This window comes from Rhizobium sp. AP16 (genome assembly GCF_000281735.1).
Lineage (GTDB): Bacteria > Pseudomonadota > Alphaproteobacteria > Rhizobiales > Rhizobiaceae > Rhizobium > Rhizobium rhizogenes.
On the sequence record NZ_AJVM01000075.1, the window covers coordinates 91691 to 107899 of the forward strand.

General features: G+C 61.6%; 9 protein-coding genes. All 9 read right to left on the bottom strand.

The genetic code is table 11. From position 1 onward, the window contains the following. Positions 1-43: 43 nt before the first annotated feature. Positions 44-2017 carry a glycogen debranching protein GlgX gene (gene glgX, locus PMI03_RS26290; protein WP_007700959.1) on the bottom strand — a complete coding sequence of 658 codons (1974 nt, stop codon included), beginning with the start codon at positions 2015-2017 and terminating at the stop codon, positions 44-46. A gap of 222 nt (positions 2018-2239) precedes the next feature. Next, entirely contained in the window at positions 2240-3868 is a 1629-nt protein-coding gene (locus PMI03_RS26295; protein WP_007700962.1) for an alpha-D-glucose phosphate-specific phosphoglucomutase, read from the bottom strand. Positions 3869-3872: 4 nt separating this feature from the next. After that, on the bottom strand, positions 3873-5315 hold the full coding sequence (gene glgA, locus PMI03_RS26300; protein ID WP_007700965.1) for a glycogen synthase GlgA: 1443 nt from the start codon (positions 5313-5315) through the stop codon (positions 3873-3875). Positions 5316-5318: 3 nt separating this feature from the next. After that, on the bottom strand, positions 5319-6581 hold the full coding sequence (glgC, locus tag PMI03_RS26305) for a glucose-1-phosphate adenylyltransferase (protein WP_007700968.1): 1263 nt from the start codon (positions 6579-6581) through the stop codon (positions 5319-5321). 26 nt (positions 6582-6607) lie between these two features. Further along, positions 6608-8815 (bottom strand): 1,4-alpha-glucan branching protein GlgB, encoded by a 2208-nt coding sequence (gene glgB, locus PMI03_RS26310; protein ID WP_007700971.1) that lies wholly within the window; start codon positions 8813-8815, stop codon positions 6608-6610. Next, positions 8812-11274 carry a glycogen/starch/alpha-glucan phosphorylase gene (locus PMI03_RS26315; RefSeq protein ID WP_007700975.1) on the bottom strand — a complete coding sequence of 821 codons (2463 nt, stop codon included), beginning with the start codon at positions 11272-11274 and terminating at the stop codon, positions 8812-8814. The genes glgB and PMI03_RS26315 overlap by 4 nt, the downstream gene beginning before the upstream one ends. A 309-nt stretch (positions 11275-11583) precedes the next feature. Continuing rightward, a complete protein-coding gene (locus PMI03_RS26320) occupies positions 11584-12789 on the bottom strand; it encodes a VWA domain-containing protein (RefSeq protein ID WP_007700978.1) in 1206 nt (401 codons plus the stop codon). Between the two features lie 105 nt (positions 12790-12894). Continuing rightward, positions 12895-13779, bottom strand: coding sequence for a transglutaminase family protein (locus PMI03_RS26325; protein ID WP_007700981.1), 885 nt, complete (start codon positions 13777-13779; stop codon positions 12895-12897). 4 nt (positions 13780-13783) lie between these two features. Then, a complete protein-coding gene (locus PMI03_RS26330) occupies positions 13784-16201 on the bottom strand; it encodes a circularly permuted type 2 ATP-grasp protein (protein WP_007700984.1) in 2418 nt (805 codons plus the stop codon). Positions 16202-16209: the final 8 nt, after the last annotated feature.

Here is a 16209-nt window from a genome sequence, read left to right on the forward strand (position 1 = left end):
TCTTCGCTCTTTCTGGCGAAGAAGGCCGGAAAGTGCAAGGAAATCAGTTTTCGATGAGGAAGCTGACGGAGCGTGCCGATACCATGATTTCGTTTTGAACTGCCGTCGCCCCCTGCGGGGTTAGTAGCGACCAGCCACCTTGGCCTGACGCCGGTAGCTTGAAGCGCTGTTCCTGATGTCCGCGGTTGAGCAGTATTGCGAGACGCGTCTTCCTGCTGCTGTCGCGGTCCTCGGTGTCGATCGCCATGCCGAACAGGCCGGCATCCGGCCGCTCCCAATCAGACACCGTCATCGCGGTGCCCTCGGCGGAAAACCAGAACACGTCGCCCTTGCCGTTGAAAAACTCCATGTCGCTGAAAGCACTGAAGCGGCGGCGGAGGCTGGCGAGCCAGGCAGTGTGGTCGATCAGTTCTTCGTCCAGTGCTGCCCAGTCCATCCAGGTGATATCATTGTCCTGGCAATAGGCATTGTTGTTGCCGCGCTGCGTGCGGCCGCCCTCGTCGCCAGCCGTCAACATGATCGTGCCGCGCGTGGCAAAGAGCGTCGAGAGCATGGCCTCGATGTCGGTGCGGCGCTTGCTGAGAATGGCCGTATCGTCTGTCTTGCCCTCGACGCCATTGTTCCAGGAGAGGTTCTCGTTGTGGCCGTCGCGATTGTTCTCGCCGTTCGCCTCGTTGTGCTTGTTCTCGTAGGAGACGATGTCCATCAGGGTGAAGCCGTCATGGGCGGCGAGGAAGTTGACGCTGCGCGTCTGGGTTCGGCCGTCGCGGCCGAAGACGGAGGACGAGCCGGCAAGGATGGTGGCGATGTCGCCAGTCTTGCCGCCGTCGCCGCGCCAGAAGCAGCGCAGGTCGTCGCGGGCGCGGTCGTTCCATTCGAGGAAGGGGGCCGGAAAATTGCCGAGCTGGTAGCCGCCGGGGCCGATATCCCAGGGCTCGGCGATCATGATGCGATCCTGAAGCACCTCGTCGGCAAACAGCGAGCGCAGGGTCAGGCTTTCGGGGTCGAAACCCCTAGGCGTACGGCCGAGGACGGTGGCGAGGTCGAAGCGAAAGCCGTCAATGCCGGCGTGAAGGACGAAATGGCGCAGGCTGTCGATGATGAGCCGGCGCGTCGCCGACTGGTCGCAGGCAACGGTATTGCCTGTGCCGGTGTCGTTGACGAGTGTGCCTAGCTGATTTGGCAGATGGCGGAAATAGGTGAGGTTGTCGAGGCCGCGCAAAGACAGAGTCGGGCCTTGGCGATCGCTCTCACCTGTGTGGTTGAAAACGAGATCGAGGATGACGGCGATGCCCTCGGCATGAAGGGCGGCGACCGTCTCGCGCAGCTCCGTCACGCCGCCGGGCACGAGACGCGGGTCGAGCGCCATGAAGGCGACGGGATTGTAGCCCCAGCCATTGGTGAGGCCAAGCGGCGGCAGATGCCGCTCGTCGATCCATGCGGTGATCGGCATCAGCTCGACCGCGTCGACATGCAGGCGCTTCAAATGGGCGATAACGGCGGGATGGGCGAGGGCGGCCAGCGTGCCGCGCTTTTCCGCCGGCACGTCCGGATGCAGCATGGTAAAAGGCTTGACGGCGATTTCGTAGATCAGGCCGCCCGGCTGGAACAGCGGCTTGGCCGGCTTGACCGCGACATCGCACGAGACGATCGCCTTCGGCATGAGATCCTGCGTATCCTCGCCGAATGTGCCGAGACGCGGATCGTAGTGAAACGACCGATCGAGCTCCTTGGCATAGGGATCGACCAGCAGCTTGGAAGGATCGAACCACAGGCCCTGGTCGGGATCATAGGTGCCATGTGCGCGAAAGCCGTAGCGCGCGCCGGCCTTGATGCCCTCCACAAACAGGCGATGCTCTTCGCCTTCACGCGCCAGAGGCAGGCGCGCAATCTCCTTTTTGCCTTCGGCATCGAACAGGCAGAGCTCGATCCTGTCGGCATGTTTGGACCAGACCGCGAATTCCACGCCGTCGTCGGTGAGGGTGGCGCCAAGGGAGCGGGTGGCGGGCTCTGACATGTCTCGCGGGCTCTCCGGATGGCTTGAGATCGTTCCCTTCCCCCTCTCCTGAATTTATCGAAGGGCTGGGAGAGGGCTAGGGTGAGGGGCGGAGCCTTCGGCAAACTGTGCCGCCGTGGCGAATTTTGAGAAAGCCTCTCATCCGACCAGTCGCCGCCTCACTTCGTGCAGCAGCGTCTGGCCACCTTCTCCCCGCATTTGCGGGGAGAAGGTGTTTTGTTGTTAGGTAATGACCGTCGGCGCGTCACGGCCGGTGCGGCCCTTGATGTCGGCGATCGCCTGGGCGGCGTCGATCAGGTCGGCCAGAGCTTCCTGCGTCTCGATGTTGTGGCGGGTCGAATCGGGCTCGTAGCGCTCGATATAGACGCGCAGGGTCGCGCCCGTCGTGCCGGTGCCGGACAGGCGGAAGACGACGCGGGAGCCGCCCTCGAACAGGATGCGGATGCCCTGATGCTGGCTGACGGACTTGTCGACCGGATCGTGGTAGGCGAAGTCGTCGGCGGCGGAAACGGTGAGATCGCCGTATTTCGTGCCGGGCAGCGTCGGCAACTTCTCGCGCAGCGCGTCGATCAGGCCGTTGGCGGCATCGGTGTCGACGCCTTCATAATCATGGCGCGAATAATAGTTGCGGCCATAGGTCGCCCAATGCTGGGTGACGATGTCGATGACACTTTCGCCGCGCACTGCGAGGATGTTGAGCCAGAGCAGCACGGCCCAGAGGCCGTCCTTTTCGCGGACATGGTTCGAGCCGGTGCCGGAGCTTTCCTCACCACAGATCGTCGCCATGCCGGCGTCGAGCAGGTTGCCGAAGAATTTCCAGCCGGTCGGGGTTTCATACATGCCGATGCCACGCTTTTCGGCGACACGGTCGGCGGCGCCGCTGGTCGGCATGGAACGGGCGATGCCGGTAAGCCCGCTCGAATAGCCAGGCGCGAGATTGGCGTTGGCGGCAAGGATCGCCAGGCTGTCCGAGGGCGTGACGTAGATGCCCTTGCCGATGATCAGGTTGCGGTCGCCGTCGCCGTCCGATGCCGCGCCGAAATCGGGCGCATCGTCTCCCATCATCTCGTCATAGAGCTCTTTGCAATGGACGAGGTTCGGGTCGGGGTGATGGCCGCCGAAATCGGGCAGCGGCAGGAAATTGCGTACCGAGCCATCCGGCGCGCCGAGACGGATTTCGAAGATTTCCTTGGCATAGGGGCCGGTTACAGCACTCATCGCGTCGAAGTTGAGGCGGAAGCCGAGGCTGATGAGGTTGCGGATGGCGCCGAAATCGAACAGCTCTTCCATAAGGGCTGCATAGTCCTCGACCGGATCGATGACCGAGACGATCATGCCGCCGACATCCTCACGCGCGATGCGATCGAGATTGATGTCGGGGAAATCGGCGATCTTGTAGCTATCGATGACCTTGGAGCGCTCGTAGATCGCGTCGGTGATCTTTTCCGGCGCCGGGCCGCCATTGCTGATATTGTACTTGATGCCGAAGTCTTCGGTCGGGCCGCCGGGATTGTGGCTGGCCGACAATATGATGCCGCCGAACGCCTTGTATTTGCGGATGATATGTGAGGCCGCGGGCGTCGAGAGGATGCCGCCCTTACCAACCATGACCTTGCCGAAGCCGTTGGCAGCGGCCATCTTGATGGCCTTCTGGATGACTTCGCGATTGTAGTATCGGCCATCGCCGCCGATGACCAGGCACTTGCCGTGATAGCCTTCGAGCGAATCGAAGATCGACTGGATGAAGTTCTCGGCATAGTTCGGTTGCTGGAATACCGGAACCTTCTTCCGAAGGCCTGACGTACCAGGCTTCTGATCGGCAAAGGGGGTGGTGGTAACGGTTTTAATCATCGGGTTAAGCGCCTCTCGAGACAAGTCTGAAGTAGAGAGCCGCGTAGCGTTCTGCGCTCTTACCCCAGGATACGTCGGATTTCATGCCCTGCTTTTGCATCTGCGTCCAGACCTTTCGGTCCTGGAAAAGGTATATGGCGCGGCGGATGGCTTGCAGTAGTCCTTCGGCGGTGACGGGCGAAAATTGAATGCCGGTTGCGACCTTCGCCTGCAGCGCGGCATGGTTGGCGTCGATGATCGTATCGTTGAGACCACCTGTACGCGCAACGATTGGCACGCAGCCATATCTTAAACCATAAAGTTGCGTGAGGCCACAGGGTTCGAAGCGGGAGGGAATGATGATGGCGTCGCTACCGGCCTGCATCAGATGCGACATCGCTTCGTTGTAGCCGGCGGAAACGCCGACGCGGCCGCGATGGCGACCGGCGGCGGCAAAGAGCGCGCCTTCGAGGGCGGCATCGCCGGCCCCGAGAATGGCGAGCTTGCCGCCCATGGCGACGATCTCGCTGGAAATGCTGGCGAGCAGGTCCATGCCCTTCTGCCAGGTCAGCCGGCTGACGACGCAGAAAATCGGGCCGTCATCGTCGTCCAGGCCGAAATGTTCGACCACCTGCTTGCGATTGATGGCGCGGTCCTTCAGCGTCGAGGCCCCATAGGTCCGGGCGATCATCGGATCGGTTTCGGGGTTCCAGATGCCGTCGTCGATGCCGTTGACGATTCCGTGGAGGCTGGCGGCGCGGCTGGCGATGACCCCTTCCAGCCCCATGCCGAATTCCGGCGTCAGGATCTCCCCGGCATAGGAAGGGCTGACGGTCGTCAGCGCATGGGCCGTCTGCAGGCCGCCCTTCAGGAAACCGATATCGCCGTAATATTCGACGCCTTGCATGGAGTAGGCATGTGCGGGCAGGCGCAGGCCGGGGAAGATGCTGGGGCCGAACTGGCCCTGGAAGGCGATGTTGTGGATGGTGAGCACGCTCGGCAGCTCCGGCGTCGGCGCGTAGCGCATGTAGACCGGCACCAGGGCCGATTGCCAGTCGTGCACATGCACCAGATCCGGCTGCCAGCCGGGCATCTGGCCGGCGGCAATTTCCGCGCCGGCAAGCGACAGGGCGGCAAAACGCTGCCAGTTATCGGGATAATCCTTGCCGGTGGCGTCGACATAGGGGCCGCCGGTGCGGTTGTAATAGGCCGGGGCGTCGAGCACGAGGAAGGACACGCCGCTGTGCTCGACTTCGAAGACCGTCGCCTTTTCGCCGAGCAGGTCGGCGAATTCGAGGCGGGCCACCGGATTGCGGATGACCTTCATGACCGCGGGATAACCGGGGATCAGGGTCTTCGTTTCGATACCATGAGGATTAAGCGCGCCAGGCAGGGCACCGGCCACATCGGCCAGGCCCCCTGTCTTGATCAAAGGGAAGACTTCGGATGAAACCGAAAGAACTTTCATCTGTCAGATATCCAGCTTGTCGATCATCGTCTGCGTGATCAGGCAGATACCGCTTTCCGTTCGGCGGAAACGCTTGGCGTCGAGTTGCGGATCCTCGCCGACCACCAGGCCTTCCGGGATATTGACGCCGTGGTCGATGACGACATTCTTCAACTGAGCGTGACGACCGACCTTGACGCTCGGCAGCACCACGGCTCCTTCCAGCTTGGAATAGGAGTTGGCACGCACGCCGGTAAACAGCAGGCTGTTCGACAGGCTGGCGCCGGAGATGATGCAATCGCCGGCAACGACGGAGGAGACGGCGGAACCACGGCGGTTCTCGTCGTCATGGACGAACTTGGCCGGCGGGCTGATTTCCGCATAGGTCCAGATCGGCCAGGACTTGTCGTAGATGTCGAGTTCGGGCACCACGGCGGTCAGGTCGATATTGGCCTGCCAGTAGGCATCGATCGTACCGACGTCGCGCCAATAGGCTTCGCGCTCGAAATCGGAGCGAACGCAGGACTGCGCGAAGCGGTGGGCGACGGCTTTGCCGTTCTTGACGATGTAGGGGATGATATCCTTGCCGAAGTCGCGGCTGGAGTTCGGGTCGGCCGCATCGCGCTTCAGGCATTCGATCAGGAATTTGGTGTGGAAGACATAGATGCCCATCGAGGCCAGCGCGAAATCCGGATTGCCGGGAATGCCGGGCGGGTCGGCCGGCTTCTCGACGAAGTCGATGATCTGGTCCTTCTCGTCGACATGCATAACACCGAAGCCGACGGCTTCCATGCGCGGCACTTCCAGGCAGCCGATGGTGACTTCGGCACCGGAATCGACGTGCTGCTGCAGCATCCACTCATAGTCCATCTTGTAGATATGGTCACCGGCAAGGATGACCATGTATTCCGGGCCATAGGGCTCGATGATGTCGATGTTCTGGTAAACGGCGTCGGCCGTGCCTTCATACCATTGCGTTTCGGAAACGCGCTGGGAGGCGGGCAGGATATCGAAGCTTTCGTTTCGCTCCGGGCGGAAGAAGTTCCAGCCGCGCTGCATGTGACGGATCAGCGAGTGCGCCTTGTACTGGGTCGCCACGCCGATGCGCCGGATACCGGAATTAAGTGCGTTCGAGAGCGCAAAATCGATGATGCGGGTCTTGCCGCCGAAATAGACGGCCGGCTTGGCGCGGCGGTCGGTCAGTTCCTTCAGGCGGCTGCCACGGCCCCCGGCAAGAACGTAGGCCATGGCGTCGCGCGCCAGCGGCTGAAAGCGTTTTTCTACCATTTCATTCCTCCCTGTCCGTAATGGTCTTAAAATTCCGGTTCGAGCATGATGGTTGCCAGCGGCGGCAGCGTTATTGTTGCATGTATGCTGCCGCCGGCGCTGACGGCCTGCACGCGCCCGCCATTCCCCTTGCCGCTGCCGCCATAAATGTCGGCATCGGTATTCAGTATTTCGCGCCACCGTCCCTCAGCCGGCAGGCGCAAAGCGTAGTTCTCCCGGTAGACCGGCGTGAAATTGGTGATGACCGCCACCGGCTTTTCGCCGGGCGCCTTGCGCAGCCAGGCAAAGACCGAGTTTTCGAAATCGTCGACGATCAGCCATTCGAAACCTTCACCCTCGCAGTCGCGGGCATGCAAGGCCGGCTTGCTGCGGTAGGTAAAGTTGAGATCGCGCACCAGTCGCCGCATGCCCTCATGCATGCGGTATTGCAGCAGGTTCCAGTCCAGCGCGCGCTCCTCGCTCCACTCGCTCCACTGCGCGAATTCCTGGCCCATGAACAACAGCTTCTTGCCGGGATAACCCCACATGAAGGCATAGTAGGCGCGCAGATTGGCGAACTTCTGCCAGTCGTCGCCCGCCATCTTGGCGATCAGCGATCCCTTGCCGTGCACCACTTCGTCATGGGAGAGCGGCAGGACGAAGTTTTCCGAGAAGGCGTAGATCAGGCCGAAGGTCAGCTCGTTGTGGTGATACTTGCGGTGAACGTGGTCGCGGGCAAGATAGCTCAGCGTGTCATGCATGAAGCCCATGTTCCACTTGAAACCGAAGCCGAGGCCGCCTTCGTGGACAGGCTGGGACACCTTCGGCCAGGAGGTCGATTCCTCGGCAATGGTCATGACGCCGGGATGGGCGCCATAGAGCCTGCTGTTCATCGATTGCAGGAAGCGAACGGCTTCCAGGTTCTCGTTGCCGCCATACTCGTTCGGGATCCATTCGCCGTGCTTGCGGGAATAGTCGAGGTAGAGCATCGAGGCGACGGCATCGACGCGCACGCCGTCGAGATGGAATTTCTCGGCCCAGTAGAGCGCGTTGTTCTGCAAGTAGGCGAGCACTTCGGTACGGCCGAAATTGTAGATCGCCGTGTTCCAGTCGGGATGAAAGCCCTTGCGTGGGTCTTCATGCTCGTAAAGGGCAGTGCCGTCGAACCGGCGCAGACCGTGTTCGTCGGTCGGGAAATGCGCCGGTACCCAGTCAAGAAGGACGCCGATGCCGACCTTGTGACAGCCGTTGACGAAGCGCGCAAAGCCTTCCGGTTCGCCGAAGCGGGCCGTCGGCGCATAGAGGCCGGTGGTCTGATAGCCCCAGGACGGATCATAGGGATGCTCGGTGATCGGCATGAGCTCGATATGGGTGAAGCCCATGTCGACGCAATAGGGGATGAGGCGCGAGGCAAGCTCGTCCCAGGATAGCATCGATCCGTCGTCGCGGCGCTGCCAGGAGCCGGCATGCACCTCATAGATTGAGATCGGCTGGCGGCGCTGATCGACGCTTGCCCAATGCTCGCGATGGGCCGTGTCCTCCCAGACCTGGGTCATCTCGTTGGCGGTGACCGAGGCGGTCTTCGGGCGAAGTTCGCTGCGGCGGGCGAAGGGATCGGCCTTCAGCGGCAGCAACACGCCATCATGGCCACGGATTTCGAACTTGTAGGCAATGCCGGCGGGAACATCCGGCGCGAAGATCTCCCAGATACCGGCGTCGGAGCGAAAGCGCATGACATGCCGGCGGCCGTCCCAGCCGTTGAAATCGCCGACCACCGAAACGCGCTGCGCATTCGGCGCCCAGACGGCGAAGTGAAAGCCCTGCACGCCCTCGTGCTTCAGAGGATGCGCGCCCATCTTGTCGAACAGGCGCAGATGCGTGCCTTCACGCAGGAAATAGTCATCCATCGGGCCAAGGACCGGACCGAAGCTATAGGGGTCCGTCACCGCCCATTCGACGTCGCCGCGCCGGGCGCGATACCGGACCGGCTGCAGCTTGGTGATTTTGACGTTGCCGGCAAAGAAGCCGGCCGGGTCGAGGCAATCCAGTTCGCCGATGACGGTGCCGTCGAGCGCCATGGCGGTGACGGCTTCGGCGCCCAGAATGAAACAACGGGCGATGAAGCCGTCTTCCGTCTTGTGCACGCCGAGAACGGCGAACGGATCGGAATGGGTGCCTGCGAGAATTGCAGCAATCTCGTCTGCCGAAATGTCCCTCAAGGCTATGCCGTCAACGGGTCTTTTCGGCTTCTTCATCCGGCTCTCCAAATTTCCTTGGCATATTGACGGATCGTCCGATCGGAGGAGAACCAGCCCATGCGAGCGGTGTTGTTGATCGTCTTGGTGTACCATTCGGAGGGCTTGGCCCAGAGGGTGTCGACCTCGCGCTGGGCTGCTGCATAGGCATCGAAATCGGCCGCGACCATGAACCAGTCGTGGGTGTAGATACCGTCGATGAGGCCGGCATAGCGGGTGCGGTCATCCGGAGAGAATACGCCGGAAGCGATGGCATCGAGCGCCTGCGCCAGCTCGCGCGAGCGCGCGATAACGGCGCGGGGATCGTGGCCGTCGCTACGCAGATTGGCGACTTCGTCGGCCGTCAGGCCGAAGATGACGATATTGTCCTCGCCGACATTGTCGCGCATCTCGACATTGGCGCCGTCGAGTGTGCCGATGGTCAGTGCGCCGTTGAGGCCGAATTTCATGTTGCCGGTGCCGGATGCTTCCATGCCGGCGGTCGAGATCTGCTCGGAGAGGTCGGCGGCCGGAACCATGATTTCAGCGAGCGAGACGTTGTAGTTCGGCACGAAGACGACCTTCAGCAGGCCGCGCACCGACGGGTCATTGTTGATGACGCGGGCGACGTCGTTGATCAGCTTGATGATCAGCTTGGCGTTGTGATAGCTCGGTGCCGCCTTGCCCGCGAAGAGTTTTACGCGCGGCTGCCAGTCCAGCTCCGGATGCGAGCGGATCTGGTCGTAGAGTGCCACCGTCTCGATGATGTTGAGAAGCTGGCGCTTGTATTCGTGGATGCGCTTGATCTGGATGTCGAACATCGCGTTGGGATCGAGCTTGATGCCCATGCGGCTGGCGACCAGATTGGAAAGCTGCACCTTGTTGGCGCGTTTGATGGCGGCGAATTTTTCCTGGAAGGCGCTGTCGCGGGCGAACTTGTCGAGCGGCTTCAGCTTTTCGGCGTCGTCGAGGAACTCGTCGCCGATAGTCTCGCGGATGAGGCCGGTGAGGCCCGGATTACACTGCATCAGCCAGCGGCGCGGCGTGATGCCGTTGGTCTTGTTGTTGATGCGGTCCGGATAGAGCTTGTGCAGGTCGGCAAACACAGTGACCTTCATCAGGTCGGTATGCAGTGCCGAAACGCCGTTGATCGAGTGAGAGCCGACGAAGGCGAGATTGCCCATACGCACGCGCCGGTCGCCGTTCTCGTCGATCAGCGAGATCGAGCGGATTTCGCCGTCGCTGAAATTGCGGGTCTTGCGGGCCTCGAGCAGGATCTTGGCGTTGATCGTATAGATGATCTGCATGTGCCGCGGCAGCAGCCGTTCGAACAGCGGTACCGGCCAGCTTTCCAGCGCCTCGGGCAGAAGCGTGTGGTTGGTGTAGCCGAAGGTATTGCGGGTGATATCCCAGGCTTGTTCGAATTCCATGCCGTGAACGTCGACCAGCAGGCGCATCATTTCGGCGATGGAGACGGCCGGGTGGGTGTCGTTGAGCTGGATCGCGACCTTGTCGGCCAGATTGTTCAGGTCGTCATATTGTTGCAGATGGCGGCGCAGGATGTCCTGCAGTGAAGCGGAGGAGAAGAAGAATTCCTGGCGCAGGCGCAGCTCCTGGCCGGCGGGCGTCGCATCGGCCGGATAGAGGACGCGGGTCAGGCTTTCGGCCTTGTTGCTTTCGCGAAGCGCGCCGATATGGTCGCCGGCGTTGAAGGCGTCGAGCAGGATCGGGTCGATCGGCTGGGCCGACCAGAGGCGCAGCGTGTTGACGCGGTTGCCGCGCCAGCCGACGACGGGCGTGTCGAAGGCGGCGGCGATAACGCGTTCGGCCGGCTTCCAGACATAGCGGGGCTGGTCGTCGTGACCGCCGACGGTTTCGACGGCGCCGCCGAAGCCGATTTCATAGGCGCTTTCCCGACGTTCGAATTCCCATGGGTTGCCGTGGGCGAGCCAGGTTTCCGGCAGCTCCACCTGCCAGCCGTCGGCCATTTGCTGGCGGAAGAGGCCGTGGACGTAGCGAATGCCGTAGCCATAGGCCGGGACCTCGACAGTCGCCATCGATTCCATGAAGCAGGCGGCGAGACGGCCAAGGCCACCATTGCCGAGCGCCGCATCGGGCTCAAGGCCGGCGATGACGCGAATATCGACGCCGAGCGAGGTGAGTGCGTTGGTGATCTCCTCCATCAGGCCGAGGTTGGAGACCGCATCGCGCATCAGGCGGCCGATGAGGAATTCGAGTGATAGATAGTAGACGCGCTTGGCGTTGGTCTCGTAGGCCCTGCGGGTCGATTCCATCCATTTGTCGATGACGCGGTCGCGGATGACGAGGATGGTTGCTGTCAGCCAATCATGCGGCTTGGCGACTTTCGCGTCCTTGCCGATACGATAGGTCAGGCGCTCGATGATTTCCTCCGCGAGGATTTCAGGGCGGGAACTACGGGGAGCTGGGGCGGGGAGATTGGCCTTCGTCAAGCTATTCATACTATCAACTCTCGCCATTTGTGATTTATATTCAGGATGTTATGCCTGAGTAAACCAAATTGCCATCTCGTCTAACTAGCAGTTTACGCACCGATGTAAAGTTGTTGCAACAGGTGAATTCGGACGGAGGTGAAAATAGCGGGCCAGCCTTCCAGAGGCAGCGAAAAGACTTGATTTCGGTTGTTTTTCCAGCTCTTATCGCTGGATTGACTGACGAGAAAAAGCCGCTCCGGAACGATCTGGAGCGGCTTTTGTATTTGTGTGTATTTGTGGTCTATCCGGGGTGGCCGGTATGCCCGGCGCCGGACTTTATTTGGTCAGAAGGGTGATTTGCTTCGATGCTTGATTGCCAATGGTTTTGAAGGCGGCGATGAGATCGGACATTTGTTGTGCGTCGAAATAGTTGCTGGGGCTTGAGGCGCAGTTCTTCAGCAGAGTTTGCCCACGGTCTGGTGCCATGAAGGCGACGGAATAGATGAGAACGCCGGCATCTTTAGCGGCCTTGCATGTGGCCAAAGTCTTTGTGTCGGAGCTAGTCGCGTTGTTTTCGCCGTCCGTCATCAGTACGATGATCTTCTGAAAAGTCGTGTTGCCCTTCGCCGCTTGGGCAGTTGCTTCCGAAGATGCCGAAACGTTCTTATAGGCCAGCGCCATTGGAGCGCTCGACTCGGTGCCGCCATTGGCGTTCAAGCCGCTAATGACATTGGAGCGCGTTGCTGTCGTTCCCCAAGCAAGAGCGCTGGAACTGTCGACTTCGCTGCTCCAGGCAATGGCGGCCGTACGGACATATTGCGACTTGGGATCGGCGCTATCCAATTGATCGAGCAGAGTGCCGACCGCAGTCTTCAGAGCTGCTATTTTCTTAATATAGCAGGGGCTTTTTGCCTTTGGGTATTGATAGAGGTAATTACCTTCGGTGTAATATTGGGTGCAGCTCTTCTGGCTCGTATCGATAACATCGGTATTCAGCAACATGGATCCGGATTTGTCGAGCGCAATCTCCATGGAAAGCGCAGCCTGCTTAGCTGCCGTCGCGCTCCCGCTGGTCGATGTGCTGGCGGCCGACACATGCATTGTCTTTATACCCAGCAACTGGCTCATGCCGTTGACCGACATGTCATACGAGGCGTTGACGGCGACGGTGTAGCTGGTGCCGCCGGCCGAGTTTGTGGCTGACGTCACGTTGGCTGTGGTCCCGGCTTTCAGGGCATCGGCGGTATTCGTATCGCCTGAAAGGTAGTTCGACATCTGCCCGGTCACGAATTGGGTCGCCAATTGTTGAGCGTTGCTTGTCGTCGCATTGCCATTGGCAAGCGCCGTTGCCGTTGCAAGGGCCGCCGCATCCGTCGCCTGCTGCAGCTGGCTGTTGGAGACGGTCATGTTGGTGACATCGACAGCGACACCCGCCGTCGCTGCCACGACCGGAATGGCAATCGCGGTCAGGATGCCGAAATTTCCTGCGCGATCGTGTATAAGTTGTAGAAGACTGCGAAATTTACCCGAACCATTGATCATCACGTTCGCCCCAACGAAGTAATAGCCTCAGAATGGTGGCAAATATCGGCGAGAAATCTAAGCTCGGCGTTTAGATGATCGTTCGACTTTTAGCGACTGGCGTAATTAATGCTGCTTTAGTGGAATAACATCCACGGCCTGGACCGTCTTCTGGCTGCCATAACTTTTCAGCACGCCGATGACGGGGGCGACGTCAGAGTAGTCGCGGCCATAGGCGACGACGATATGGTCGGTGCCGGCGGGGATGTTGTTGGTCGGGTCGAGCTCGATCCAGCCCGCCGTTTCGCCGCACCAGACGCGCACCCAGGCATGCATGGCGTCGGCGCCTTCCAGCCGCTCCTTGCCCGGCGGCGGGATGGTGCGCAGGAAACCGCTGACATAGCCGGCGGGAATGCCGAGGCTGCGCAGCGCGATGATCATCACATGCGTGAAATCCTGGCAGACGCCGCGTTTCAGGCGGAATGCCTCCTTCGGCGTGGTCTCCACCGTCGTCGCCTTGGCGTCGTAGGTGAAATCCTTGTGGATCTGGGTGCAGACGGCATGGGCGATCTGCATGACCGTCAGATTGGTCGTTGCCCATTGCCGGGCATAATCGGCGATTTCGGGTGTTTCCGGCAGGCGAGGACTGATGCCTAGGAAGTGATGCGGCGAGGACGAGTCGACCGTCCAGCAGTCGCTGATCTCGTCCGGCAGCTTGGCCAGCACGGGCGAGAAGTCGGCGGCGACGGGCTGGCTCTCCACCTGCACCCGCGCCTGCATGCGGATATCCAGCTTCTCATGGTGATTGCGCACCAGGATCGAGGTCGTAGGATGCTGGAAAAAATCGGTGAAGTTCGATTGCTCGTCGGGATGCGGCGAGATTTTCAGCGAGCCGGCAATCAGGCGCTGGCGGTTGTCAAGCGACAGCGGCAGCAGGCGCATGATATGGCGCGCGCCGCTGGCCGGCACGTCGTAGATATAGCCCATGTGCAGCGACAGGTCGTAAAGCATCACATCATCCGAGATAGGTCTGGGCCAGAAGGTCGGAGAGCCGTTCCAGCTCCTGTTCCAGCCGCTGATAGACCTCATCGTTCATTGTTTCCGGGGTCATGACGGCTAGGCCCGAATGCAGCCGCATGGCTTCGCGGTAGAAGGGCGACATCTGGCCGTTGACGAAGGCGTTCGGCAATTGCTCCACTTCGCGGTGGATCTCGTTCATCTGGAACAGGATCGAGCGCGGGTTGAGCGGATCGAGCGCCAGCAGATCGGTCACCGTCAGCCGCGCCGTATTGACGTTGTAGCGGCGGCGATGGGTCATGACGCTGTCGCCGATTTCGAGCAGCATGTCGAGCGCGCCGTCGGGCGCTTCCGGGCCGGACATATGGCCGAGCAGGCGCGTCATGTGCAGCCCGCGCTCGATATAGCGACCGAGCGACAGGAAGCGCCAGCCGGTGAAGCGGTACATGTTTTCGTGCACGAGACCGGCAAAGCCCGCGAGCTTGCGCAACAGGATGGTCATGGCATGGCTGGCGTCGTCGCCGGGCTTGACCGTTTCGTGGAAGCGGCGGGCGGTCTTGGCGAGATCGTTCAGCGCCAGCCAGCCGTCCGGCGAAAAGCGGTCGCGAATGTTGCTGGCGGAATAGACGGCGCTTTCGATGTTGCGCAGCAGGCTTTCCGGCACGGCCTCCTCGGTGTCGATGTCGACCGCCCCGAGATAGGCGCTGACATCGGCGAGCAGCGGCTGGGTGGGGTCGGCCGATTCGGCAAAGCGCGCGTGCCAGGCACGCAGGATGCGCAGTGCCCCTTCGGCGCGCTCGATGTAGCGGCCGAGCCAGAAGAGATTGTCGGCGGCACGGCTCGGCAGGCTGCCGGGCATGTTGCGGGTAAAGGTCTCTTCGGCCGGCAGCAACGTGTGGCGCTCGACCGGCTTGTCGGAGACGATCCAGACGTCGGCGGCCGAACCGCCGGCCTGCATGGCGATGGCGGCGACATCGTCGCCGCTGCCGATGCGAGCAAAGCCGCCGGGCATGATCTGCCAGCCCTTTTCGGTGCGGGCGGCAAAGACGCGCAGGCTCATCGGTCGTGGGATCAGCTTGCCGTTCACCCAGGCGGGTGTCGTTGAGAGCGTGACGACCTCCTGGCCAACGAGCTTCTGGCCGTCCTTCACCAGCCAGTCAGTAATCGATTCCTTGGCGGTGGTGCGCAGCGTCGACCCCAGCACGGATTGGCCGCTGTCGTCGAAGAAGGGCATGCAGGAATAGGCCGGGCCGATCACCATCTTTTCGATGTGCTTGGCGACATGCTCGCGTTCGGCCTTCTGTCCGCACCACCAGGTGGCGATCGACGGCAGTTTCAGCTCTTCGCCGCGCAGATGCCGACAGATGGTGGGCATGAAGGCGAGCAGCGCGCGGGTTTCGAGAATGCCGGAGCCGAGCGCGTTGACGATGGTGACGGTTTGCGCCCTAAGCGCCTCGACCAGGCCCGGCGTGCCGATGTGGGATTGCTGGTTGAGCTCCAGCGGGTCCGCGTAAGATGCGTCAAGGCGGCGCCAGAGCACGCTGATCGGCCTCAGCCCCGCGACGGTGCGGACCATGAGCTGGTCATTGACGACGGTGATATCCTCGCCCTCGAGCAGCATGAAGCCGAGATAGCGGGCGATATAGGCGTGCTCGTAATAGGTCTCGTTGGCCGGCCCCGGCGTCAGAACGGCGATACGGTCCGTCGCGCCGCGCTTTGCGCCCTGAAGCGTATCGCGGAAAGCGCCGAAGAAGGAGGCGAGGCGATGCACTTTGGTTTCGGCGTAGATGTCGGAAAAGGCGCGGGTGGTGGCGACGCGGGTTTCCAGAGCGAAGCCTGCACCCGACGGCGCCTGGGCGCGGTCGGCAAGTACCCACCAGTTGCCATCAGGGCCGCGGCCGATCTCGAAGGCAAGGAAATGCAGATAGTGCCCGCCCGCGGGCTTGATGCCGGCAAGTGGCCGCAGGAATTCCGGATTGCCGCCGACCAGCGCCGGCGGCAGCAGACCTTCCTGCACCAGCCGGTTGTCGCCATAAATATCGGCGATCACTTCTTCGAGCAGGTCGGCGCGCTGGCAAAGCCCTTCCGACAGCGTCTGCCATTCGCGCTCGTCGATCAGCACGGGAATATGCGAAATCGGCCAGTTGCGCTCGCTGAGGCCCTTTGCACCATAGGCGCGGTAGAAGACGCCGGCGTCGCGCAGGTAGCGGTCGGCGCGGGCGAAGCGCTCCAGCAGCTCCTGTTCCGGCATACGGCTGAGCGCAGCGAGCAGGTTCTGCCACACCGGGCGCACCGCTCCGGTATTGTCAACCATCTCGTCGGCGACGCCAGCCAGGGCCGAATAGGCAAAGGCCGGATCGTTACCGATGCCAGCCTTTACCTCATCACGCCGTTTCGTCGCGGGTTTTTTGCGCATGCTTATTC